Consider the following 23,759-nt stretch of genomic DNA (forward strand, 5'->3'; position numbering starts at 1 on the left):
CAGTCAATCCCCTACTGTGAGGTCCCGGTGTACAACTTCCTTGCCTCTGTGCTGGCCAAGGCGGCCGTGATGTTGGTAGAGGCGCTGGTCGTGCGCCTCGTACAGGTATGGATCGAGAAGTCCGCCCCCCAGGCGGCCTGAACCCGGCAGTACAGGGCCGTCACTCGGGCGGCCCGAATCCAGTGACACAGGGCCGCTCTCCGGGCGGCCCGAACTCCGGCAGTACAGGGCCGCCACTCGGGCGGTCTTGATCACCCCGGCGGAACCCGCCCGCGCCTCGCGAGGGCATCCGCCGGTCGGACTCTGCGCTCGGACGCAGGGGGTCCATGATTGACGTCATGGAGACCCTCGGTGGCTGAGCGCCCGTACATCCTCCTGTCGGTCGCGACGTCGATCGACGGCTACATCGACGACGCCTCCGGCGAACCGCTCGCGCTGTCCAACGCGGCCGACTTCGACCGTGTGGACGAGGTGCGCGCCGGATGCGACGCCATCCTGGTCGGCGCGGGCACCGTCCGCGCGGACGATCCTCGGCTCCTGGTCCGCTCCGCGGCCCGCCGTGCCGAGCGCGTACGGCGCGGGCTCGGCGAGACCCCGCTCAAGGTCACCCTGACCGGCGGCGGCGACCTCGACCCGAACGCCCGCTTCTTCTCGCTGGGCGACGTCGAGAAGATCGTGTACGCCGCGGCCCCCTGCGTGGACGGCGCCCGCAAGAGCCTTTCCGACGTGGCGACCGTGGTGGACGCCGGTGACCCGCTCGACCTCCCCGGCGTCCTCGCCGACCTTTCCGCGCGCGGGGTACGGCGGCTCATGGTGGAGGGCGGCGGCGCCGTCCACACGCTCTTCCTCACCTCGGGGCTCGTCGACGAGCTCCATCTGGTGGTCGCCCCGTTCCTCGTCGGCGACCCCTCGGCTCCCCGCTTCGTCGGCGCCGGCCCCTTCCCGTACGGCCCGGCGAACCCGCTGCGCCTCGCCGAGACTCGGCAGATCGGCGACGTCGTCCTCCTGCGCTACCTTCCCCAAGCGCCGGACGCGGTTTCCCGAGCGTCCGGCGGGCTTCCCCGAGTGCCCGGCGAGTCCGAGGAGTCCCATGACTGACGTGGACCTGCGATGGCTGGACAAGACGGTCGAGCTCTCGCGCCTGTGCCCCGCCTCGGCCACCGCGTTCGCGGTCGGGGCGGTCGTCGTGGACGCGGACGGCCAGGTCATCGCCACCGGCTACTCACGGGAGGGCGATCCCCACGACCACGCCGAGGAGGCCGCCCTGGCCAAGATCCCCCGTGACGACCCCCGGCTCGCCTCGGCGACGATCTACAGCTCCCTGGAACCCTGCACCACCCGCGCGTCGCGCCCGCGCAGCTGCACCGAGCTGATCCTCGCCGCCGGCATCCACCGCGTCGTCTTCGCCTGGCGCGAACCGGACGTCTTCGTCGACTGCACCGGCGCCGAGACCCTGCGCGACGCGGGGGTCGAGGTCGTCGAGATCCCCAGCCTGGCCCCCCACGTACGCGAGGTCAACGCGCACCTCTTCGACGCGTAGGCCTTTCGCCTGGTCAAGGCTGCCTGCGCGGCCCGTTATGCTGCATGGCGCGCCATTCGCGGCGTGACAGGCACTCAGAGGGAGAAGTACACGATGTACAAGGAGTTCGCAGTCGAGGCCGTGATGTGGCTGATCCCGGTCGTCGTGCTGCTGGGCATCGCCTGGCTCGTCACCGCCACGGCCTGACGCCCCGGCCCGAAAGACGTTCCGGAGACGGCGCCCACCCACGGGGTGCGCGCCGTCTTCGACATTCTCCGGCGTTTCTTCATTACACGGCTGTTTACCTCCTTCTGGCAAGTTGCTCGCCAGTGCCGACCGCACCGGCGGGCCACTCGTTTTCGCGGCAGGCGGTGCCCGGCCTAGTGTGAGGAGGACCGTGCGGGTAGTAACGGTGGCGCGCAGCTCTGCGCACCTCACGCGACGAGAACGTACGCTCCGCGTACGCAGGGAGATCTCGATGAACCGCTTGAAGGACGCGACGAGCCCGTACCTGCTTCAGCATGCGGATAACCCCGTCGAATGGTTCGAATGGGGTGAGGAGGCCTTCGCGGAGGCCCGCAGGAGGGACGTGCCGCTGCTCGTCTCGATCGGCTACTCCGCCTGCCACTGGTGCCACGTGATGGCCCACGAGTCCTTCGAGGACGCGGGGACGGCCGCGATGATGAACGAGCGCTTCGTCAACGTCAAGGTCGACCGCGAGGAGCGTCCCGACGTGGACGCCGTCTACATGAACGCCACCACGGCCATGACCGGGCACGGCGGCTGGCCGATGACCGTCTTCGCCACGCCGGAGGGTCATCCGTTCTACACCGGCACGTACTTCCCCCGGCAGCAGTTCCAGCGGCTTCTGGCCGGTGTGTCGCAGGCCTGGACGGAGGACCGCGAGGCGGTGCTCTCCCAGGGGTCCAAGGTGGTGGAGGCGCTCGGCCAGGGCTCCGCGCTGCCGGGAGGGCCCCTGCCGACGGCCGAGACGACCGAGACGGCCGTGCGCGATCTCGCCCGCACCTTCGACCCCGTCCGCGGAGGCTTCGGCGGGGCGCCGAAGTTCCCGCCGTCGATGGTGCTGGAGTTCCTGCTCAGGCACGGCACCCCCGACGCCATGGAGATGGCCGAGAAGACCCTCGGCGCCATGGCCCGCGGCGGCATGTACGACCAGCTCGGCGGGGGCTTCGCCCGCTACAGTGTCGACGCCGCCTGGGTCGTGCCCCACTTCGAGAAGATGCTGTACGACAACGCCCTGCTCCTGCGGGTCTACGCCCACTGGTGGCGGGCCACCGGGTCCCCCCTGGCCAGGCGCGTGACCCTGGAGACCGCCGACTGGCTGCTCCGCGAGATGCGCACCCCCGAGGGCGGCTTCGCCTCCGCGCTCGACGCCGACAGCGAGGGCGTGGAGGGCAAGTTCTACGTCTGGACGCCCGCCGAGCTGCGCGAGGTGCTCGGCGAGGAACGCGGCGCCTGGGCCGCGTCGCTGTTCGAGGTGACGCCCGAGGGCACCTTCGAGCACGGCTCCTCGGTGCTCCAACTGCTCTCCGACCCCTCCGACCGCGCGATGTACGACGACGTGCGCGCGGAGCTGCTCACCGCCCGCTCCGCCCGGGTGCGCCCCGGCCGGGACGACAAGGTGGTCGCCGCCTGGAACGGGCTCGCCATCGCCGCCCTCGCCGAGGCGGGCGCGCTCTTCGAACGCCGCGACCTCGTCGACGCGGCCCGTACGGCCGCGGAGCTGCTCGCCGGCGTCCACCTGCACGGCTCACGCCTGTGGCGCACCTCGCGGGACGGCCGCGCCGGGACCAACGCCGGGGTGCTGGAGGACTACGCGGACGTCGCCGATGGGTTCATCGCGCTGTACGGGGTCACCGGGGAGTCCCGGTGGTTCGAACTGGCGGGCGCCCTGCTCGGCACGGTGCTCGACCGGTTCCCCGACGGGTCGGGAGGGTTCTTCGACACCGCCGACGACGGCGAGCGGCTGTTCCAGCGGCCCCAGGACCCGACCGACAACGCCACACCGTCCGGGCAGTTCGCGGCGGCGGGCGCGCTGCTGTCGTACGGCGCCCTGACCGGGTCGGCGCGCCACCGCGAGGCGGCAGAGGCGGCGATCGGCACGGTGTCCGTACTCGCCGACAAGCACGCCAGGTTCGCCGGCTGGGGCCTCGCGGTCGCCGAGGCCGCGCTGGCCGGACCGGTTGAGGTCGCGATCACCGGCCCGCTGGACGACCCCCGCACCACCGCCCTGCACCGGGCCGCGCTGATGGCCGGCGTCCCCGGCACTGTGATCGCCCTCGGCGACGGAAACGTGCCCCTGATGGAAGGCCGAGGCCTGGTCAACGGCCACCCCGCCGCCTACATCTGCCACCACTTCACCTGCCAGGCCCCCGTGACCACCCCCGCCGCCCTGACCAGAGAACTACACGCCTCAACCACACGCTGATGCACGAGACTCACCGGTGGGCGAAGGCTTGAGGCACATAGTTCTTCGCCCACCCGTCGAGCGCTTGGGTGGTGATCCGGGTGTTGCCCACCCAAGCGATGCGGTGGAAGCAACACCTGCCGAAGATCCCGGGGAATGACGAGTCCTTATTCCGCCCACCCGTCAAGCGCCTGGGTGGTGATCCAGGTGTTGCCCACCCAAAATCGACCTCAGCGAATGCGATAGGAGCAACACCCTGCCGAAGGCCCCGGGGAAAGCGACGAATCCTGTTCGCTGCGCTGATGGGGCCATCGAGTCCGGTTCGCCGCGCTGGTGGGGGCCATGGTGTGGGTGGGCAGCACACGGATCACCCGTCAAGCGGGTGACGGGTGGGCGCAATTCTTCAGGACGACTCCAGCCCGAGGTCACTTATCGCAGCCCATAGGTTGGGCGTGAACGCCAGTGCCGGGCCGCGGGAGTCTGACAAAGCGGAGCAGGCTCCGACTCTCCATGACTGACACTTCAGCAACCCGAGTTCGGACACCAAGCTCAGGCGGGCAGGTTCCAGCTCGGCCCTTCAGTGTCTCCGAGCCAGACGTATTGCCTATCCCTGGTGACCGTGAGACCGAACGCCGACTGCGGCGGACAGCCGGCTCCCTGCCAGGTCATTACGGCGTCCTCCACCTCGTCCCACAGTCGCAATGGTCCGCGCTGGCGGACTGTCCATCCACCTGCCGGATCAGCTTGTGTAGCGGCCTGGGAACCGGTGGCGACGTCGAGGAGGACCACCTCGTCCCCGGATCCCATGCGCTGCGCGGACGGGGCTCCGAGTTGCGCGACGAACAGCCCGGTCGAATCGTCGAGGACGTTCGGGTCGATCCTGCTCTCCCGCCGCTCCCCGCGACCGATCAGGTAGTGCGACAACGATGGGGCGGTATGTGGACGTGCGGGCATGAACGCCACCTCGAACGGATCGAAGTGCCCCGTTGCGGTGCCGTCATCCCCCAGCGTGAGGTTGGCCAGGCCGTTGGCGTTCATCCACCCCCAAAACGGGGTCGTGATGGTGCCGCCGTCGCGCACCTGCCACATCCAGGAGGCGGGAATGTAGCGCACTGAGCAGGTAGCGATCAGACGGTCGTATTCGGCGTTCCTCTCGTACCCGGCCAGCCCGTCGCCGACGACGAGCGTGGGTGCGTATCCGGCTTCCGTGATCGCTTCACAGGCATGCTGGGCGACCACGGGGTCATACTCGATCGAGGTCACAGCCCTGTTGCCGAGTCGGTGGCTCATCAGGGCCGCTGAGTACCCGGTGCCCGTCCCGATCTCCAGCACATTGTCGCCGTCAGAGATCCCGGCGATCTCCAGCATCCGAATGACTATGCCGGGCAGCGTGGAAGAAGACGTAGGGGAGCCGGCCAGGGGACGGGACGCGTCGCTCGCTGAGATACCGCCGACCTGAGTCACCCACGTCTGGTTGGTATACGCGAACGACGTCCACTGCTCATCTCCCACATCAGAGCGCCGCAAGGATTCCCATAGAGTCCCGATCTCCGTTTCGGTTGGACGGAAGATCGCTTCGCCCAGGAAGACCTCACGAGGAATGGTCTCAACGGCCTCCATCCACCCCATGTCGCGCAGGTAGTCGTCGGTGACGAGACGCCGTGCCAGCGCCTGCCGTAGTCGTACGGTCGGTGGACTGGTCAAAGACGTCCCCTCTCAAGAAGATCGGTCAGCGCATCCGCCACCGCTTGTTCCTGCTCGGCGATCCACGCCCATTGACCGTTGGGATTGCACTCCAGGAAGATCCAACCCCCGGATGGGGTGAGCGCGAAGTCGAAGGCGGCGAACACGAGGCCATAGCTGCTCATGTACTGGCGAATGGATGACTCCACAGCAGGGGGACACGGAATCAGGGTGTAGGTAAGAGTCTCGTAGTCGGCCCGCCAGTCGATCAGTCCGCTGTCGATACGCACAGCGAACAGGCGATGGCCGACCACGGTGACCCGTACATCGGCCACCTTCTCCACCTCGGCCTGGAACATATGCGCGGTTCCCGCCACGGCGTCATCCAGCTCAGCCGGATCAACCGGCCGCACCCAGATCATTCCGTTGACGCCGTCTTGGTCCTTCTGGATCGACTGACGCAGCGGCTTGTACACGATCGGCGAATACGTTTCAGCGAACGCCCGAGCTTCGAACGGATCATTCGTGATCAACGTAGGAGCGAGAGCGAAACCGCATTCCGCGGCCGTCACAAGCTGCCCCGGTTTGTACTCGGCGGCATGATTACGCCATGGGTGATTGATCCACAGACAATCGTGGAGAGCTGTCAGCACACCGCTGAATCCAAAGCGCGCTTCCCCGACTGCGAAGGTGGCATCCTGAGTAGGCCAGTGCGGCGGAGCGCGGTAGGGAGAGGGGCGACGCCACCATGCCGCCCGCACGTGTCTGAGATTCAGCTCCCGACTCGGCGTGATGATCACTCCAGCCAGGCCAGTATCGTCCAATCGAGCCGACATTCTGAGCTCCGATCCGCAGGTCAGAAAATCGCCCGGATCAAGCCGAACCACCGGTACGCCGCGATCGTAGAGGCGTTGGGTGACCAGATCCGCTGTCGCGTCGTCCACGCTGGTCACCGCCAAGACGGGAGCCTCGTCATTCATGGTCAGTCGTTGTCGTAGTCGGTGACGGAGTCACTGTCGCTGGTTGGATTCGCCCCATCTTGGCCCGTGGTCGCCGTTGACTTCGAGGTCTGCTTGTTGGTGCCGTGCTTACCCGCCTCGATGACGTCTCCATTGACCGTGTCACGGTAGATACCGGTCTGAGTGTCCGGATCCAGCTCGACTCGGTAAGTCCGATTAGGTACACCCACCACAGGTGGAAAGGGAGCAACTCGTGTCAGCCCCCATGGCTGTCTGTGTTGATCTCGCACGGTATTCCTTTCGCTCGGTGCCGATGCGGGATGTTCGACTGCGGCCTTGCTGGGTGGGTCAGTCGTATGCGTGACGATTACCATCGTGGCCGCTCTCCCCCTTTTCGGGGGGTCTTTTGGCCAGACGGAAGCGGTAGGACCGCCTGAAGATCAGTGGTCGGGTAGCCGTCCAAAGATCGTGAGAAGCGGGGAGTTGTCATCCCTTCACCTCGAACCAGACGACCCGCCCCCGCTTGTCGTCCGCCCAGCCCCAGGCGGACGACAGTTCTTGAACCAGCCACAGACCCCGGCCGCCTTCGCTAAGTGGATCTACTTGTGCGGGAATCTGCGGAATAGCGCCGACTGAGCCTTCATCGATCACATCGACATGCACTGCATTACCGGTGTCACTCAGGACCAGCTTCACCATGCCGCGCTCCCTGCGCCCAGAATTCGAGTGCTGCACGGCATTTGCTACGAGTTCGCTGACCAGCGACTCAACGCGCTCCGCATCTGAAAGCCCTGTCGCGCCCAATAGCACCCGCACATACGCCCGTGCCACCGCGACAGCCCCCACATCACCCGGAAGGTCCACGGCGCCCAGAAGCCCTAGCGTCCTCACTGCGCGGCCTCCCACACCCGGTCCACCGCATCGCCTGTCAGAGCCCGGACCCTCTGACCCTCGCCCCGCCCCCACGTGAAGAACCAGGTCTTTTGAAGCACCAGCGTCATGATGCGCATGGGTTCCGGTGCCTGAGGAACCAGCAGAACCGGCTCCGTCTTCGTCGAGAGCTCGATAGCCGTACTCACACCTCGCTTGTTCAGGTCCCATGCCAACCGAACCAGGTGAATGAGCTTCTCCTCCTTCATCTTTCCAGGTGTCCGCTGGCGACTTAAAGAGTATGCGCTGTTTCTGGCGGATTGGTGACCTCTAGTACCTTGCCCTGTCACATCTGACTCCACCGGCATAGGAGGAATGTAGGCTGTTTCGCGATCTTGCCTCGCGACTCGTTTGGTGTACGCCTAGAATGCCGGTAGCCAGGGATGTCTTCTACATGAAGTCAAGGACACTTCGGTGACAGAAACCCGCAGGCAATGTAAGGGCTGTCGTAGATTTGTAAGCGCACATCCCCAGTGCGCCTAGCTTGCTCGGAGACAAACCATGCCCAGCGATCTCGATGGACGACTATCCCCGGTCGAACGCTTCGGCCGTGAGCTGGCCGCATGCCGCAGGGACATGGGCTTGTCGCAGAGGCGGCTGGCCGAACGCATAGGCTGCTCACCGTCCCTGGTAGGACATGTGGAAGCCGGTAGTCGCAATCCGCAACTCGACTTCGCGGAGGCATGTGATCGCGTCGTAGATCATTCCAATAGCGACTACTTTGTCCGGCTCTATCGACGAATCCACCAATCACCCTCGGGGCCGGGATGGTTCCTTCGCTGGCTGGAGGAGATCGAACCCGGAGCGACCATCCTGCGTATTTGGGCCCCATTCCTGATTCCTGGCTTGCTTCAGACGGAGAACTATGCACGAGCCGTCTTCCTCGGCCACTTCTCGACGCCCGAAGCAGAGGTTGAAGATCAAGTGGCTGCACGCATGCAACGTCAGCAGATCCTCAGCCGGGACAATCGTCCAGAGCTGCGGGTGCTTCTGGACGAGTGGGTGCTGGAACGTCCGATCGGCGGCAGCGAAGTCATGCACGAGCAACTGCGCCACCTGGCATCCGTCGCACGTCACCGCCGTGTGACTGTACAACTCGTGCCTTACGACACTGCTTGCACCGATGGCCTGACGTCGTCGTTCGTGATTGCGGAGCTGGCGGACGCGCCGACCACCGTATCTGTGGACTCCGCCGGCAAAGGTGAGGTGTCAGCGGAAAATGATCTCGTTACGCTGATCTCCGACCGGTATGACAGACTACGTACAGAGGCGCATCGTCCGGGCGAATCACTCGCAAGGATTGAGGAAGCAGCAGAGCGATGGAACAAAAAGAGCTGACCGCCACGGACCTCTCCAAGGCTAGGTGGAGGAAGAGTTCCCGCAGCGGTAACAATGGCGGTGAATGTGTGGAAGTGGCCACCAACCTCCCCGAAGTCGTCGCACTCCGAGACAGCAAGAACCCGACCGGTCCCGTCCTCCTCCTCACGCCAAGCGGTTGGCGGGCATTCCTCAGTGGCGTCAAGGGCAGTCAATTCGACGCTTGAGCCCTCGCCCCAGAGGTGCGTTCTCCCCACTTGAGATAGTTCGCGACTTCCGGCCATGTCTGCCGCACGTCGGCACAGCTCGTACGCGGATCGGTGCAGGGACGACGATGTGGGGTGGGCAGCACACGGATCACCCGTCAAGCGGGTGACGGGTGGGAGCAAATGCCGGGACGACGGCGATTCCTATCGCCGACCCGGTTCGTGTCAGCCCGGTGGGGGTGGGGTTTCGACGGGGCGGTTGTCGGGCTGAAGGGGAGGGGTGCCGTCGGGTCCGGTGGTGGGGTTGGGGTTGGGATCAGGGCTGCCGGTGGTGTCGGGGTTCGGCGTCGGCCGGGTGTCGGGCCGCTGCGGGTCCGGCGACGCGGGAGCCTGGTCGTTCCGGGGCGTCCTGTTGTTCCGGTTGTTGCCCCAGCCGTTCCCGTTGCCGTTGTCGCCCCAGCCGTTGAAGCCGCCGTTCCAGTCGTTGTAGTACGGGTCGTACGACGTGGAGCCGGGGAAGTCCTTGACCGGCCTGCCCGACATCGCCTCGGACATGAACGCCCGCCAGACCTGCGCCGGCAGGGAGCCGCCGAACAGCGCGCCGTACCCGGGGACGCTCACGGTCTTGTTGTCGTCGCGGAACATGTTCACGGCGGTCGAGAGCTGCGGGGTGTACCCGACGAACCACACTGAGCTGGAGGAGTCGCTGGTGCCGGTCTTGCCGGCCACGGGGCGGTCGTACAACCGGGCGGCCGTGCCGGTGCCGCCCTCCACCACCTGCTGCATGGCGTACGTCGCGTCCGCGGCCGTCTGCTCGCTGAACGCGCGGACGCCGGTCGCGGTGAACTTGCTGGTGTGACCCTTGGCGTCGGTGACCGAGCGGATGACGTGCGATTCCCTGTGGATGCCGTTGGCGGCGAAGGTGGCGAATCCCGATGCCTGCTGGACGGCGCTGACCGATGCGGTGCCGAGCGGGAAGGTCGGGTAGTCCTTCTGCTTGGCCAGCTGTCCGGCCGGGATGCCCGCGGCCTCGGCGGCCTTGGCGACCTTCTTCAGCCCGACCTTCTGCGCGAGGTCGACGAAGGCGGTGTTCACCGAGTTGCGCGTCGCCTCGACCAGGTCGATGGACGAGCCGTACGAGGTGCCGCCGGAGTTGGGGATCGGGTCCTTCGCCGAGGCGACCCGGATGGGCGAGTTGCCGTTGACCCGGGTGTTCAGGTCGAGGCCGTTCTCCAGCGCGGCGGCCAGCGTGTACGGCTTGAACGTGGACCCGGCCTGGACCTTCGCCGAGAACGCGTTGTCGTACTGGTTCTCGGTGTAGTCCTTGCCACCGTAGAAGGCGACGACCTCACCGGTGCCCGGGTCGACGGCGGCGAGGCCGGTGCGCACCTTGCCGGAGGTGTCCGAGGGCAGGGTCTCCTCGACGGCGCGCTCGGCGATGGCCATGAGCCCCTTGTCGAACGTCGTCGTGATCTTGAGGCCGCCCTGCTGGATGTCCTCGTCGGAGAGGCCCCGGCGGTTCAGCTCCGCCCGTACCTGGGCGAGGATGTAGCCCTTCTGGCCGTTGAGCGAGAGCGGGTTCTTGAGCTTGGCGAGCTTGGGGAAGGTCAGCGTCGCGGCCTCGGACCGGTCGAGCGAGCGCGTCTGCACCATGGCGTCGACCACGGTCTGCCAGCGGGCCTTGGCGGCGTCCAGGTCGGCGCCCTGGGGCGCGGCGAAGCGCGACGGCTGCTGGATCACGGCCGCGAGGTAGGCGCCCTGCGACGCGGTCAGCTTGCTGACGTCCTTGCCGAAGTAGGCCTGCGCGGCGGCCTGGATGCCGTGCGCACCCCGGCCGAAGTAGATGGTGTTGAGGTACTGCTCCAGCACCCAGGACTTGGACTTGGAGCGATCCACCTTCAGCGAGATCATGATCTCTTTGAACTTGCGCGTGGCCGACCGCTCCTGGCTGAGCCCGCTGTAGTAGTTGCGCACCAGTTGCTGGGTGATCGTCGAACCGCCCTGCACCTGGTTGCCGGTCACGGTCGACCACATGGCGCGAGCGGTGCCCTGCAAAGACACGCCCTGGTCCTGGTAGAAAGTACGGTTCTCGACGGAAATGACCGCATCACGCACTACCTTGGGCACTTTTTCGAGCGGGACGTTCTTGCGGTTCACGCCCTGCCGGGCGAGCACCGTCTTGCCGTCGCGGTAGTAGATGAGCGAGCCCTGCGCGGTCGCGTCCTTCTGGGTGGTGTCGGGGATCGGCGTCAGAACCCAGACCACGGCCACCATCGCGACGATGCCGAGAACGGCGATGCCACCGGCGATGAGGAATCGGCGGAGAAGACGACGCCTCGACCAGCGCTTCTTCTCTTGGTCCCGCACGGCTCAACCCCCGATCCGCTGCCCAGCAAACCCCCCGTAAGCGGACAGATCACCCAGATTAGACGATATATACCGGTGCTCCGCTCGTCGAGTGGCCCCACGATCTCCGCATTGCACAGGCTCGCAGATTTCCAGGTCCGCGTATGGGACATGCTCGCGGGTTCCCCGATATGCGTACGGGACAGATCTGCTTATTGCCACGTCTTCGTACGAAACCACGTAGGGCTCAGACGCGCGGCTCTAGCGGTCACGGTGACGCGGAGTGCCGGCCACGAGAGGCAGCACCCGGTAGGCGACCGGCGTGTCCAGGGCGATCACCGACGACGTGCGCGCCACCCCCTCGACGTCGACGATCAGGTCGATGACCCGCTGAAGATCGGCGTTGCTCCTCGCGACCACCCGGCACAGCATGTCACCGCCACCGGTGATCGTGTGGACCTCCAGCACTTCCGGAATGGACGCGAGCAGGCTCGCGACCGGCTCATGGCCGCTGACCTGCCGTATCTGCAGAGTGACGAACGCGGTCACCTGGTACCCCAGGGCGGCGGGGTCGACGTCGGGGCCGAACCCGGTGATCACGCCGCTCTCCACGAGCCGGTCGAGCCTCGCCTGGACGGTCCCCCGGGCCACGTTCAGCCTTCTGGACGCCTCCAGGACGCCCACGCGCGGCTCGGCGGCGAGAAGAGAGATGAGCCGTACGTCCAGCTCGTCAATCATCATGCTGTACAGGATTACCCCTGGAGGTCCAGGATGGCTAGTCAATCTGCCTACCAGTTTGGGTAACACTTGCACATATAGGTCACCTCATCTGAGAGTGACCTCATGAGCGATGTATTTCCAGTACACGGCATGGATTCGGTGGTCTTCGCGGTAGGCAACGCCAAGCAGGCGGCGCACTACTACTCCTCGGCCTTCGGGATGCGCCTGGTCGCGTACAAGGGGCCCGAGACGGGAAGCCGGGACGAGGTGGCCTACGTGCTGACCTCCGGAAGCGCGCGCTTCGAGCTGCGCGGCTCGGTACGGCCGGGCACCGAGATCGCCCGCCACGTGGCGGAGCACGGCGACGGCGTGATCGACCTGGCCCTCGACGTCCCGGACGTGGAAGGCGCCTACGCGCACGCCGTCGCGGCCGGCGCCCGCGGGCTCGCGGAGCCGTACACGATCGAGGACGAGAAGGGCAAGGTCGTCGTGGCGGCCATCGCCGCGTACGGCGAGACGCGGCACACGCTCGTCGACCGGTCGAACTACAGCGGCACCTACCTGCCCGGCTACGTGCCTGCCCAGCCGCTGGTCGAGCCCCCGGCCAAGAGGTACTTCCAGGCCGTGGACCACTGCGTGGGCAACGTCGAGCTCGGCAAGATGGACGAGTGGGTGGACTTCTACAAGCGGGTCATGGGCTTCACCAACATGGCGGAGTTCATCGGCGACGACATCGCGACCGAGTACTCCGCGCTGATGTCCAAGGTCGTCGCGAACGGCACCCGCAAGGTGAAGTTCCCGCTGAACGAGCCGGCGATCAGCCGCAAGAAGTCGCAGATCGACGAGTACCTGGAGTTCTACGGCGGTCCCGGCGTCCAGCACATCGCGCTCGCCACGAACGACATCATCAGGACCGTCGAGCAGATGCGCGCGGCCGGGGTCGAGTTCCTCGACACGCCCGACTCGTACTACGACGACCCGGCGCTGCGCGCGAGGATCGGCGAGGTGCGCGCTCCCATCGAGGAGCTCAAGCGGCAGCGCATCCTGGTCGACCGCGACGAGGACGGCTACCTGCTGCAGATCTTCACCAAGCCCGTGCAGGACCGCCCGACGGTGTTCTTCGAGTTCATCGAGCGCCACGGCTCGCTCGGCTTCGGCAAGGGCAACTTCAAGGCCCTGTTCGAGGCGATCGAGCGGGAGCAGGACCGGCGCGGCAACCTGTGATCGCTTGTTTGCGGTGAGGGCATCCTGGTGATCACATACGCATGGGATCACCAGGGCCGGCGCCCCTCGCAGGGCGGTGGAGACGCCTGTTCGCCGGCATTCTCGACATCCTGATCGTGGGACTGATCACCTCGCCGTTCTCCTCCACGGTGGCCGAGCGGATGCCGGATGGGGCATACGAGGTGGTGCATGCGAGCAACGGGGTCGTCGTCGCGATCGTCTGGTTTCTTTACTACTGGCTGCTGACGGCGTTCTGGCGCGGCCAGACCGTGGGCAAGAAGCTGTTCGGGCTGCGGGTCGTGCGAGACCCCACCCAGGAGCCCGTCTCGCCGGGGCAGGCGGCGGTACGCGAGGCCGTGTACGGGATCTTGGGCGTGGTGTGTTGCCTGGGTCTCATCGACGTGGCGTGGATCCTGTTTGACGGAAAGAAGCAGGCATTGCACGACAAAGCCGCCTCGACCATTGTCGTAGACGCCTGATGACCTGGTCTTTCTCCCGTAGGCTGCACGACATGCAGCTGAAGGGGCCCAAGCGGCTGACCACCGCCATGCTGTCCGCGACCGTTCTCGGTCTGAACGCCTGTACCGCCTCGAGCGGGGCGACGGCGCAGAGCCCGGCACCCGACGCCGGCAACGCGCAGTCCGCCCAGTCCGGGGTAGGCACGCCCGGCGCGGCGGGCATCGGCGATCCCGACTTCCCCCTCGACGGCAACGGCGGCTACGACGTCGGCCACTACGCGCTGAAGCTGGCCTACGACCCCCCGACCAAGAAGCTCTCGGGCACGGCGAGCGTCAAGGCCAAGGCCATTCAGAGCCTGTCGAGTTTCAACCTCGACCTGCACGGGTTCACCGTGCGCAAGGTCACCGTCGACGGCAAGGACGCGAAGTTCGCCAGGGAGGGCGACGAGCTCACCGTCAGCCCCGCCGCCGTGATAGCCAACGGCACCGACTTCGAGGTCGCCGTCGACTACGCCGGCAAGCCGGACCCCGTGCGCAACTCCTCCAACCTCGGCACCTACGGCTTCATCCCCACCAAGGACGGCGCGTTCGTCACCAGCGAGCCCAACGGCGCCAAGACCTGGTTCCCGTGCAACGACCACCCTTCCGACAAGGCGACGTACGACTTCGACGTCACGGTGCCCGCCGGCACCACGGTCGTCGCCAACGGCGAGCTGCGCGGCGACCCGGTCACCTCCGGTGGCACCTCCACCTTCGCCTGGCACGAGGGCCACCCGATGGCGACCTACCTCGCGACGATCACGCTCGGGAAGTTCGACGTCAAGACCGGCAAGTCGCCGGGCGGCATCCCGGTGTACGCGGCGACCGACCCGGCGTTCAAGAACGACCTCGGCTTCCTGTACTCGACCTCCGCCAAGGTGACCGACTACTGGTCGAAGGTCTTCGGGCCGTATCCCTTCAACTCCACGGGCGGCGTGATCGACGACTTCTCCACCGGTTACGCCCTGGAGAACCAGACCAAGCCGATGTACGGAGGGTTCGAGCCGGACGAGAGCATCATCGCCCACGAGCTCGCCCATCAGTGGTTCGGCGACAGCCTGAGCATCACCCGGTGGAAGGACCTGTGGCTCAACGAGGGCTTCGCGACGTACGCCGAGTGGCTCTGGACCGAGCACAACGGCGGCCTCACCGCCGAGAAGACCTTCCAGGACTACTACTCGGCCAAGACGGCGCCCCTCTGGAAGTACCCGCCCGGGGTGGCCCAGCGGCAGGACCTCTTCAACACCTCGGTCTACGTCCGTGGCGCCATGACGCTGCACGTCCTGCGCAAGCGCATCGGCGACGAGACGTTCTTCAAGCTCCTGCGCACGTGGACCGAGCAGCACAAGTACGGCGGCGTCACCACCGGCGAGTTCGTCCAGCTCGCCGAGAAGCTCTCGGGCAAGCAGCTCGGCGACCTGTTCGACGCCTGGCTCTTCAAGCCGCAGCGCCCCGCGCTCAGCTGAAGATGAGCTTGTAGCCGTAGCGGCGCAGGCCGGTGAGCACCTCATCGCAGTGGATGGGCCCCTTGGTCTCCAGATGCATCAGCACCTCTGCCTCGTCGAGGTGGAGCCGGGGGTCCATGCGCTCGTGGCCCACGTCGAGCACGTTGGCCCCGAGGTCCGCCAGGCGGCTGAGCAGCGTGGCGAGCGCCCCGGGGCGGTCGGGGAGCCTGATGCGGAAGGCCAGGTAGCGCCCGGCGACCGACAGGCCGTGGCGCAGCACCTTCGACAGCAGCAGCGGGTCGATGTTGCCCCCCGAGAGCACCACGACCACGGGCGGCTCGAAGGCGTGCGGCCAGTCGAGCAGCGCGGCGACCCCGGCCACTCCGGCGGGCTCCACGACCATCTTGGTGCGCTCCAGGCAGAGCAGGAGCGCCCGCGACAGCGTCTCCTCCGACACCGTGACCACGCTGTCCACCAGGTAGTGGATCATTTCGAAGGTGATGTCGCCGGGACGGCCGACCGCGATGCCGTCGGCCATGGTCGACACGGGCTCCACCACGACCGGGTGCCCCGCGGCGAGTGACGCGGGGTAGGCGGCGGCCCGCTCGGCCTGCACGCCCACGATGCGCACGCCCGGCCGCATGGACTTCGCGGCGAGGGCGACCCCCGCCGCGAGCCCGCCGCCGCCTACCGCGAGCGTGATCGTGCCCACCTCGGGGAGCTGTTCGAGGATCTCCAGCCCCAGGGTGCCCTGACCGGCCACGACGTCGGGGTGGTCGAACGGGTGGATGAAGACGGCCCCGGTCTCGTCGGCGTGCTCCTTGGCCGCCGCCAGCGCGTGGTCGACGGTCGTGCCCGCGAAGATCACATCGGCGCCGTACGAGCGGGTCGCCTCGACCTTCGGCAGCGGCGCTCCGTGGGGCATGAACACCGTGGACTTGCAGCCCAGCAGCCCCGACGCCAGAGCCACCCCCTGGGCGTGGTTGCCGGCGCTCGCCGCGACCACGCCCCGGGAGCGCTCCTCGTCGGTGAGCCGGGCGATGCGCACGTACGCGCCCCTGACCTTGAACGAGCCGGCCCGCTGGAGGTTCTCGCACTTGAGGTAGACCGGGCCGCCGATGAGCTCGGACAGGACCCGGGAATGCAACAACGGCGTGCGGATGACCACGTTGTCGAGCAGTTCACGGGCGGCGACCACATCGTCGTAGGTCACCTCAGGGTGCGCCATGCCCGAAGTCTCCCACTCCCCGGCCGGACGCACCCGCACCGGCCCACCATCAGTCCGGCGGCTGGGGAGGCCCCCTATTCACACCCGGATTCGGGGCGAAAGCCCCGTCGGGCGGGGTCAGCTGCCCGGCGGCGGCGTGGCGTCCCCGATGTCGAACGCCCCGGGGTCGTCCACGAGCTTGCACGGGTTGACGGGCCCGTCCGTCAGCCTGCCACTGAAGCTCCAGGCGACCCCCGGGTTCCGCACCGTCGGCTCCTTCGGGTTCTCCGCGATCTCCAGCACCACGGTCTGGTCACGCTGGACGTACCGGGGGTAGATCGTGATGCCGTCCCGCATCCGTATGGCCTTCCCGGAGGGCGAGCCGGCGAGCTTCTCCCTGACCTTCGCCCGCACCGCGGGATCGTTGCTCGCGAGCTCCTGGACGGTCGGCATGTTCGCCTGGTCCGCGTCCAGGGGACGGAACCCTGGCCTCTCGCACCGCTTGCCCAGCGGCATGTACGTGACGTCGGCGCGCACCCCCGCGGCGGCCAGTTCCCTCTCGACGCCCTCCGGGTCGCGGAACTCGCGGATCGTGAGGGTGACCGACCCGTCAGGGTTCTTGGTCACCGCGTAGGCCGGGGCACCGGTCCCGGTCACCAGTGGCACGGCGATCGCCGCCGCCGCCGCCGTTCCGGCCACCGCTGTCACCGCCAGGAATTTTCGGCCGGTGGTCCACCGCGGAGCGGGGGCGCGCCCCTGTGGCGGCCTGACGGACATCTCCGTCTTGAGCTCCGCGAGCAACCTGTCCTCGAATGTGTCGTTCATCTGGTTCCTTCCATCACAAGGGGCGGTACGACGCCGGGAACCCGCTGGAGCGAGCGCCTGGCACGGTGGAGCCTGACGCGGGCGGTGCCCTGCCGGATGCCTAGGGCGGCGGCGGCCTCCGACACGGTGAGCTGGTCGACCACGACCAGCTCCAGCAGCGCCCGTTCGCTCTCCGGCAGTCCGGTCATGGCCTGGAGCGCCCGGCGCGCCGGGCTTTCCGCGTCGATCCGGTCTTCCAGGCGTGCCAGGTCGTCGCCTTCCAGCAGCCTGCGGCCCGCGATCCGGCTGCCGGCCCGGAGCTCGCGCGCGGCCCGCCGCCGTTCGGCAAGGACGGTGTTGCGCGCCACGCCGTACAGCCACGCGACCTCGCTCCCGCGGCCCGGCCGGTAGGTGTGCGCCGAGTCGAGCACGGCGAGGAAGACCTCCGCGACGAGATCGGCGACCGTGTGGGGATCGCCTACCCGGCGGGCCAGGAAACGCGTCACCTCGTCGAAGTGGCGCCGGTAGAAGGCTTCGAAGGCGTCGGGGTCATCGGCGATCTCCGCCAACCCCGGTTGTCTGAGGCGCACCTGCTTCGCTCCCTTCGTCGTCCGAGTGCTTACCTCACTGCTTGGACGAAGAGCCACAAAGCGTTACATCAAGGCCTGCTAGTGGGCTCAGACCCCGTGGGCCGCCTTCTGGCCGCCGTCGGAGCCGTTCTGGCCCGCGCCGCTGGAGAAGACGAGGATCGAGGCGGAGAACCCGTGCACGTGGTTGTGCCCGGCGACCGGGCCGACCTCGCCGGCGGCGAAGAACCCCGCCGTGCCGACCGGGCCCAGGGTGTCGTGGAGCGCCAGCACGTCGTGGTCGGGGCTGCCGAACATGGCGGAGCCCCTGCCGTTGCAGGAGAACAGCAGCGCGCCGTCGATGCGCCCGCGCTGCTCGACGTGGGCGTCCAGCAGCTCGTACAGGTCCTCGTCGGCCGTGGCGGCGTCGCGGACCTGGAAGCGGACGCTCTGCCCGATGTCGAGCACGTCGCCCACCGCCACGGCCTCGCGCTCAGGGTCGATGCCGAGGATGCCGCGGATCAGGAAGTCGCCCCGCTCGTGGCTCTCGGCGTACTCGTCCATCGCGACGCCGATCTGCAGGCCGGACGCGACCAGCTCGCGGTCCTCCTCGTCGAGACCGCTGACGATGTCCTCCAGGCGGGCGAGCGCGGGCTGCCCGGCCAGCTCCAGCAGAAGGTTCTCCTCGGAGCGGGTGACGACCATGGTGGGGCCGATGGGACGGCAGCCCTGGCTGACGACGGTGCTGACATTGAGGGGGCCGCTCAGCATCACGCCGATCGCGCCCTCGGTGTACATCTCGCCGCCCGCGAACAGGCGTACGGAACCCTGGCCCCGCATGCCGTTGGCCAGCCCGCCCACCAGCGGGAGGTTGCCGAGGACGTCGGCCGAGTGCTCCACGAAGGCGTCGGTCGGGAAGCTGTAAGGGTCCGCCAGCAGTATCGCCACCTGGTCGTCGGCCCCCCGGTCGGGCAGACCGATGATCACGAAGCGGTCCTCCATGCGGAGGGTCTCCAGCGCGAAGGTCGTGACCCGCCCGCCGCCGAGGCTCGCGGCCCAGGCGCTGACCGCCGAGGTCAGCTCGACCCCCTGGCTGTCGCCGATCACGCCGGTGGCGCTGCACCCGATGACCTGGGCCCCCGGCGCCATGCGCATGGCGCGGAGCCCGGCGCGGGCGACGTCCTCGGGGTCCTCGCCGCAGATGAAGAAGCACACCAGGTCGGGCGGCCCCGACAGACCGGAGAGGGCTTGGCGCACGGCGGTCTCCGCGGCCACCACCAGGTCGGAGCCCACGGCGAGACCGTCCGCGAACCGGCTCGTCAGCACTGCCACACGCCTCGCCTCCTCGTTCCGTCGCGAGTCGTAGTGTCGGCCATTTGCCCCTCTTGGCCGGATTCTCCCCACTACGGGAGTAACGACGCGCGCATAGCGTCACGCAATGGTCAAGATCCGAAATGTGTATAAGCTGCCGCATCCCCCCCGCGCGACGTAGTCTCGTTCCCGTGCATGAATCGCCCACACAGCGAAGTGAAACGCCGCAAGCTCGCACTCTCCGCGACCTGCGCGAAAGTGGTCACACCTATCGCACGGTCAAGGCGGAGATCCGCGAAAACCTGCTCGACAGATTACGCTCAGGCACGCCGAGATTCCCGGGCATCGTCGGATTCGACGACACCGTGCTCCCTCACCTCGAGCGGGCCCTGCTGGCGGGCCACGACCTGGTGCTGCTAGGCGAGCGCGGCCAGGGCAAGACCCGGCTCATCCGCACGATCACCCGCCTGCTCGACGAGTGGACCCCGGTGGTCGACGGCTGCGAGATCAACGACCATCCGTACTCCCCCGCGTGCGTCCGCTGCGTGAAGCTCGCCGCCGAGCACGGCGAGGAGCTGGAGATCGCCTGGAAGCACCGCGACGACCGGTACGGCGAGAAGCTCGCCACGCCGGACACCTCGGTCGGCGACCTGATCGGCGACGTCGACCCGATCAAGATCGCGGAAGGCCGCACGCTCGGCGACCCCGAGACCGTCCACTACGGCCTGGTGCCCCGCACCAACCGGGGCGTCTTCTCGGTCAACGAGCTGCCCGACCTGGCCGAGCGCATCCAGGTGTCGCTGCTCAACGTGCTGGAGGAGCGCGACATCCAGGTACGCGGCTACAACCTGCGGCTGCCCCTGGACCTGCTGCTGATCGCCAGCGCGAACCCCGAGGACTACACCAACCGGGGACGGATCATCACCCCGCTCAAGGACCGGTTCGGGGCCGAGATCCGCACCCACTACCCGCTGACCCTGGAGGACGAGCTCGACCTCATCCGCCAGGAGGCCGCGCTCAACTGGCGGGGCCAGGACCCGGCAGGGGACTTCGCGGCGGGCGAGCCTGCCGGGCTGAGCGCCGAGCTGCCCGAGCACCTGGTGGAGACCATCGCCCGGTTCACCCGCCTGGTGCGGGAGTCGACGGCGGTGGACTCGCGCTCCGGCGTCTCCGCCCGCTTCGCGATCGCCGCCGCCGAGACGGCCGCCGCCTCGGCCGTACGGCGTGCCGCCCTGACCGGCGAGGAGCGCCCGGTGACCCGGGTGTGCGACCTGCCCGGCATCGTCCCCACGCTGCGCGGCAAGGTGGAGTTCGAGGTGAGCGAGGAGGGCCGCGAGGTCGAGGTGCTCGCCCACCTGCTGCGCCGGGCCACCGCGGAGACCTTCCGCGGCACCCTCGGTGGCCTGGACCTGTCGGCGCTGCTGGACAAGTTCAGCGAGGGCGTCCAGATCGAGTCCGGTGAGCTGACCCCGGCCACCGACCTGCTCCAGCAGATCGGCCCCGTCAACGGCCTCGCCAAGATCATGTCCGCCGTGGGCATGGGCGAGGGCGACGAGTCCCCCGGGCACGCCGCCGCCGCGCTGGAGTTCGCCCTCGAAGGGCTCTATCTCATGCGGCGCCTGTCCAAGGACGAGGTCGACGGGGGCGCCGTCTACCGCACCTGAGCCCGGGCTCCGCCACCGGAGGCGGCGTCCCCTGGCCGGTGAGCCGCCTTCGGTCCCGCCGTGCCTCGCGCGGCGGGGCGGCGCTTGGCGTTTCCTCGCACATCGGACACACGACGATTAGGCTCACAAAAGATGAGTGGCTACCGATACGGCGAGTACCAGGACGGGCCCGATCCGCTGGCGCCGCCGTACGACGTGCGCGCCGCGCTCGACGAGATGGGCGACGCGATCCTTTCCGGGTCCAGCCCGATGGACTCCCTCAACGACCTGCTCAGGCGGGGCCTGCCCGGCGCACAGGACCGGCGCGGCCTCGACGAGTTGCTGCGCGAGGTGCGCAAGCGCCGCCGGGAGCTGCGGGAACGCGGCAGCCTCGACGGCACGCTAGAACGCGCCAGGTCCCTTCTGGACAAGGCCATCGGCCAGGAACGGGCCGAGCTGTTCCCCGACCCCTCCGACGACGCGCGGCTGCGCGAGTCGGAGCTCGACACGGTGCCGAGCGACACCGCGAGCGCGGTGCAGCAGTTGAGCTCGTACGAGTGGCGCTCGGCGGCGGCCCGCCAGACGTTCGAGGAGCTGCGCGACCTGCTGCGCAGGGAGGTCCTCGACAGCAGGTTCCGCGGCATGCGGGAAGCCCTGGCGAATCCCGATCCAGAGACGATGGAACGGGTCCGGCAGATGATGTCGGATCTGAACGACATGCTGGACCGAGACGCCCGCGGCGAGCACACCCAAGATGATTTCGACCAATTCATGCAGAAGCATGGGGAATTCTTTCCGGAGAATCCCCGCAATCTCGAAGAGCTGGTCGACATCCTGGCCCGCAGGTCCGCAGCGGCCCAGCGGATGCTCGCGTCCATGACCCCGGAGCAGCGCCAGGAGTTGCAGGGGCTGATCGACCAGACGCTGCGACAGGCCGGCCTGGGCGAGCAGATGGCCCGCCTCGGCGAGTCCCTGTACGCCCGCCGCCCCGACCTCGCGTGGGACACCCCTGAGCAGATGAACGGCGACCAGCCCCTCGGCATGGGCGACGCCGTCAGCGCCCTGGAGGAGCTCGCCGACCTCGGCCGGCTGGAGGAGGCGCTCCGCCAGGACTACCCCGGAGCCCGGCTCGACGACATCGACGAGGCCGCGATCCGCCGTGCCCTGGGCCGGTCGGCCGTCGACGACCTGGAGACGCTCAAGCAGATCGAGCGCGAGCTGGAGGAGCAGGGGTACCTCCGGCGGCAGCGCGGCAAGCTGGAGCTCACCCCGAAGGCCGTGCGCCGGCTCGGGGAGACCGCCCTGCGCAGGGTCTTCGACTCGCTGGACGCCGGCAGGCGCGGCGACCACGACCAGCGTGACGCGGGAGCGGCCGGCGAGCTGACCGGCTCGTCCCGCCCGTGGCGCTTCGGCGACGAGCAGCCACTGGACGTGGTGCGCACCCTGGTCAACGGCGTTCGCCGGGGAGGCCCCGCCGGCGGCGACGGCCGGGTGTCGCTGTCGGTGGACGACTTCGAGGTGGCCGAGACCGAGCGGAGGACGGCGGCGGCGGTGTGCCTGCTGGTCGACCTGTCGTACTCCATGGCCTTGCGCGGCACCTGGGCGCCCGCCAAGCAGACGGCGCTGGCCCTGCAGGCCTTGGTCGCGTCCAAGTTCCCCGGGGACGCCGTCCAGATCATCGGCTTCTCCAACTACGCCCGCGTGCTGCAGGCCGAGGAGCTGGCCGGGCTCGAATGGGACATGGTCCAGGGCACGAACCTGCACCACGCGCTGCTGATCGCGGGCCGCCACCTCGACCGGCACCCCGACTTCGAGCCCGTGGTGCTCGTCGTCACCGACGGCGAGCCGACCGCCCACCTCATGCGGAACGGCCGTTACTGGTTCGAGTGGCCGCCCTCCCGCGAGACCCTGGAGCTCACGCTGGCGGAGGTCGACAAGATGACCCGCCGCCGGGCGACGATCAACGTGTTCATGCTGGCCACGGACGAGCGGCTCAAGGAATTCGTGGACGAGGTGGCCAGGCGCAACGGCGGCCGGGTCTTCTCCCCGAGCGCCGACCGCCTCGGGGAGTACGTCGTCAGCGACTTCCTGCGGTCTCGCCGCACCCGCTGACTGAATAGCGGTTTGCGGGGGTATGTCCATCTTCCGGCGCACTTTTCGGGAAAGGACAATCAATACGCTTTGTCGGGCCGGGTGTTAATCAGTTGCCGATCGATATGCGATCTCGGAGGATATTCATAAAGGGTGATTTACCCGAGATCCCCGAGGTCGGCCCGTCCCGAAAGGAGGGTGCCATGTTCGCGGCAGTCGCTCTCCTCCTCCTCATGATCTTCACGGTGACGATGTTCGAGGTCACCGTGAACAACCGGCACCGTTCCCCGAAGCCGCCCGTCCCCAAGACCCCCGCCGAGACGGCACAGGAGGACGTCCCGAAACCATGAGCGCGCGCTCATGATTTCGTACGGTTGTCCGACGGCCGTTCCCCGCTGATCACAGAGACGATAGCCTCAGCGGCATGTCGTTCCTCGACAAACTTCTGCTCTGGCTGCACATCGGCTTCGCGATCTTCGCGATCGGCCCGCTGACCGCCGCCACCATGTTCACCCCGCGATACATCCGGGCCAGAGATGCCTCCGTGCTGCGCTACCTGCACCGCAGCACGCGCATCTTCGGCGTGCTGACCCTCGGCGTGTTCCTGTTCGGGCTCGCGCTGGCGGGCGCCAACATCGGCAAGCCGTACTTGTCGGTGTCGATGACGCTGTTCATCGTGGCGGCGGTGCTGCTGGTCATCATCGATCGTGACCAGAGCACCGCCGTCCGCGTGCTCTCCAACGAGACTCCGGAGGACGACGCCAAGGTTCAGACCGGACGCATCGCCACCCTCTCGTCGGTCATGGCCCTCATCTGGCTCGTGATCCTGGTGCTGATGGTGTGGTTCAACCCCTGAGCGCGCC

Annotated in this window: 24 protein-coding genes; 13 read left to right on the top strand and 11 right to left on the bottom strand. The window is 68.0% G+C overall.

What is annotated here, in order from left to right; all coding sequences use genetic code 11:
- The first annotated feature begins 351 nt into the window (after nt 1-351).
- The 4 genes from ACOZ38_RS41195 to ACOZ38_RS41210 all read left to right on the top strand — a co-directional run bounded on the left by ACOZ38_RS41195 (nt 352) and on the right by ACOZ38_RS41210 (nt 3,968).
- Nucleotides 352-1,098: a RibD family protein gene (locus ACOZ38_RS41195; protein WP_424536286.1), complete on the top strand. Its 747-nt coding sequence runs from the start codon at nt 352-354 to the stop codon at nt 1,096-1,098.
- Nucleotides 1,091-1,540, top strand: a complete 450-nt coding sequence (locus tag ACOZ38_RS41200) for a deaminase (RefSeq protein ID WP_424536287.1) — start codon at nt 1,091-1,093, stop codon at nt 1,538-1,540. The genes ACOZ38_RS41195 and ACOZ38_RS41200 overlap by 8 nt, the downstream gene beginning before the upstream one ends.
- A 63-nt stretch (nt 1,541-1,603) precedes the next feature.
- Nucleotides 1,604-1,726, top strand: coding sequence for a hypothetical protein (locus ACOZ38_RS41205; protein WP_405141750.1), 123 nt, complete (start codon nt 1,604-1,606; stop codon nt 1,724-1,726).
- A gap of 271 nt (nt 1,727-1,997) precedes the next feature.
- On the top strand, nt 1,998-3,968 hold the full coding sequence (locus tag ACOZ38_RS41210; RefSeq protein WP_424536288.1) for a thioredoxin domain-containing protein: 1,971 nt from the start codon (nt 1,998-2,000) through the stop codon (nt 3,966-3,968).
- Between the two features lie 528 nt (nt 3,969-4,496).
- Here ACOZ38_RS41210 and tgmC read toward each other — a convergent pair.
- From tgmC to ACOZ38_RS41235, 5 genes are all read right to left on the bottom strand, one after another.
- Nucleotides 4,497-5,651 (bottom strand): ATP-grasp peptide maturase system methyltransferase, encoded by a 1,155-nt coding sequence (gene tgmC / locus ACOZ38_RS41215; protein ID WP_424536289.1) that lies wholly within the window; start codon nt 5,649-5,651, stop codon nt 4,497-4,499.
- Entirely contained in the window at nt 5,648-6,583 is a 936-nt protein-coding gene (gene tgmB / locus ACOZ38_RS41220) for an ATP-grasp ribosomal peptide maturase (protein WP_424536290.1), read from the bottom strand. The genes tgmC and tgmB overlap by 4 nt, the downstream gene beginning before the upstream one ends.
- Before the next feature lie 29 nt (nt 6,584-6,612).
- Nucleotides 6,613-6,963 carry a putative ATP-grasp-modified RiPP gene (gene tgmA, locus ACOZ38_RS41225; protein WP_424536291.1) on the bottom strand — a complete coding sequence of 117 codons (351 nt, stop codon included), beginning with the start codon at nt 6,961-6,963 and terminating at the stop codon, nt 6,613-6,615.
- A 112-nt stretch (nt 6,964-7,075) separates the two neighbouring features.
- Complete coding sequence (locus ACOZ38_RS41230; RefSeq protein WP_424537185.1) at nt 7,076-7,555, bottom strand: ATP-binding protein; 480 nt, start codon at nt 7,553-7,555, stop codon at nt 7,076-7,078.
- The gene (locus tag ACOZ38_RS41235) at nt 7,477-7,728 is read right to left on the bottom strand and encodes a hypothetical protein (protein ID WP_424537225.1); all 252 of its coding nucleotides are present in this window, start codon (nt 7,726-7,728) and stop codon (nt 7,477-7,479) included. Before ACOZ38_RS41235 ends, ACOZ38_RS41230 begins: the two co-directional genes overlap by 79 nt.
- Nucleotides 7,729-8,020: 292 nt before the next feature.
- Here ACOZ38_RS41235 and ACOZ38_RS41240 point away from each other — a divergent pair, with 292 nt between their 5' ends.
- Complete coding sequence (locus tag ACOZ38_RS41240) at nt 8,021-8,857, top strand: helix-turn-helix domain-containing protein (protein ID WP_424536292.1); 837 nt, start codon at nt 8,021-8,023, stop codon at nt 8,855-8,857.
- A complete protein-coding gene (locus ACOZ38_RS41245; RefSeq protein WP_424536293.1) occupies nt 8,839-9,063 on the top strand; it encodes a DUF397 domain-containing protein in 225 nt (74 codons plus the stop codon). The genes ACOZ38_RS41240 and ACOZ38_RS41245 overlap by 19 nt, the downstream gene beginning before the upstream one ends.
- Nucleotides 9,064-9,267: 204 nt before the next feature.
- Here ACOZ38_RS41245 and ACOZ38_RS41250 read toward each other — a convergent pair whose 3' ends face one another.
- Both ACOZ38_RS41250 and ACOZ38_RS41255 read right to left on the bottom strand, forming a co-directional pair.
- A complete protein-coding gene (locus ACOZ38_RS41250; RefSeq protein WP_424536294.1) occupies nt 9,268-11,409 on the bottom strand; it encodes a transglycosylase domain-containing protein in 2,142 nt (713 codons plus the stop codon).
- Between the two features lie 240 nt (nt 11,410-11,649).
- Nucleotides 11,650-12,129, bottom strand: a complete 480-nt coding sequence (locus ACOZ38_RS41255) for an Lrp/AsnC family transcriptional regulator (protein ID WP_424536295.1) — start codon at nt 12,127-12,129, stop codon at nt 11,650-11,652.
- Nucleotides 12,130-12,258: 129 nt separating this feature from the next.
- On the opposite strand from ACOZ38_RS41255, the gene hppD reads away from it, so the two are divergent.
- Genes hppD through ACOZ38_RS41270 form a run of 3 tightly spaced genes read left to right on the top strand, consistent with a single transcriptional unit; the run spans nt 12,259 to nt 15,295 of the window.
- Complete coding sequence (gene hppD, locus ACOZ38_RS41260) at nt 12,259-13,332, top strand: 4-hydroxyphenylpyruvate dioxygenase (protein WP_405141766.1); 1,074 nt, start codon at nt 12,259-12,261, stop codon at nt 13,330-13,332.
- Nucleotides 13,333-13,373: 41 nt separating this feature from the next.
- On the top strand, nt 13,374-13,811 hold the full coding sequence (locus ACOZ38_RS41265) for an RDD family protein (protein ID WP_424536296.1): 438 nt from the start codon (nt 13,374-13,376) through the stop codon (nt 13,809-13,811).
- 32 nt (nt 13,812-13,843) lie between these two features.
- The gene (locus ACOZ38_RS41270) at nt 13,844-15,295 is read left to right on the top strand and encodes a M1 family metallopeptidase (protein ID WP_424536297.1); all 1,452 of its coding nucleotides are present in this window, start codon (nt 13,844-13,846) and stop codon (nt 15,293-15,295) included.
- On the opposite strand, the gene ilvA is transcribed toward ACOZ38_RS41270, so the two are convergent.
- The 4 genes from ilvA to ACOZ38_RS41290 all read right to left on the bottom strand — a co-directional run bounded on the left by ilvA (nt 15,288) and on the right by ACOZ38_RS41290 (nt 19,183).
- The gene (gene ilvA / locus ACOZ38_RS41275) at nt 15,288-16,502 is read right to left on the bottom strand and encodes a threonine ammonia-lyase (RefSeq protein ID WP_405141770.1); all 1,215 of its coding nucleotides are present in this window, start codon (nt 16,500-16,502) and stop codon (nt 15,288-15,290) included. The two genes, ACOZ38_RS41270 and ilvA, sit on opposite strands and share 8 nt — an antisense overlap.
- A gap of 117 nt (nt 16,503-16,619) precedes the next feature.
- Complete coding sequence (locus ACOZ38_RS41280) at nt 16,620-17,306, bottom strand: hypothetical protein (RefSeq protein ID WP_424536298.1); 687 nt, start codon at nt 17,304-17,306, stop codon at nt 16,620-16,622.
- Nucleotides 17,303-17,875: an RNA polymerase sigma factor gene (locus tag ACOZ38_RS41285; protein WP_424536299.1), complete on the bottom strand. Its 573-nt coding sequence runs from the start codon at nt 17,873-17,875 to the stop codon at nt 17,303-17,305. Before ACOZ38_RS41285 ends, ACOZ38_RS41280 begins: the two co-directional genes overlap by 4 nt.
- An 87-nt stretch (nt 17,876-17,962) precedes the next feature.
- The gene (locus ACOZ38_RS41290; protein ID WP_424536300.1) at nt 17,963-19,183 is read right to left on the bottom strand and encodes an FIST signal transduction protein; all 1,221 of its coding nucleotides are present in this window, start codon (nt 19,181-19,183) and stop codon (nt 17,963-17,965) included.
- Nucleotides 19,184-19,305: 122 nt separating this feature from the next.
- Between ACOZ38_RS41290 and ACOZ38_RS41295 the strand changes: the two genes are divergently transcribed.
- From ACOZ38_RS41295 to ACOZ38_RS41310, 4 genes are all read left to right on the top strand, one after another.
- On the top strand, nt 19,306-20,826 hold the full coding sequence (locus ACOZ38_RS41295) for a sigma 54-interacting transcriptional regulator (RefSeq protein WP_424536301.1): 1,521 nt from the start codon (nt 19,306-19,308) through the stop codon (nt 20,824-20,826).
- A gap of 132 nt (nt 20,827-20,958) precedes the next feature.
- Nucleotides 20,959-22,917 (top strand): vWA domain-containing protein, encoded by a 1,959-nt coding sequence (locus tag ACOZ38_RS41300; protein ID WP_424536302.1) that lies wholly within the window; start codon nt 20,959-20,961, stop codon nt 22,915-22,917.
- 182 nt (nt 22,918-23,099) lie between these two features.
- Nucleotides 23,100-23,246 (top strand): hypothetical protein, encoded by a 147-nt coding sequence (locus tag ACOZ38_RS41305; protein WP_424536303.1) that lies wholly within the window; start codon nt 23,100-23,102, stop codon nt 23,244-23,246.
- Nucleotides 23,247-23,320: 74 nt separating this feature from the next.
- The gene (locus ACOZ38_RS41310) at nt 23,321-23,752 is read left to right on the top strand and encodes a hypothetical protein (protein ID WP_405141783.1); all 432 of its coding nucleotides are present in this window, start codon (nt 23,321-23,323) and stop codon (nt 23,750-23,752) included.
- The last annotated feature ends 7 nt before the right edge of the window (nt 23,753-23,759 follow it).

It is taken from the genome of Sphaerisporangium viridialbum, assembly GCF_049674955.1.
Classification (GTDB): Bacteria; Actinomycetota; Actinomycetes; order Streptosporangiales; family Streptosporangiaceae; genus Sphaerisporangium; species Sphaerisporangium viridialbum.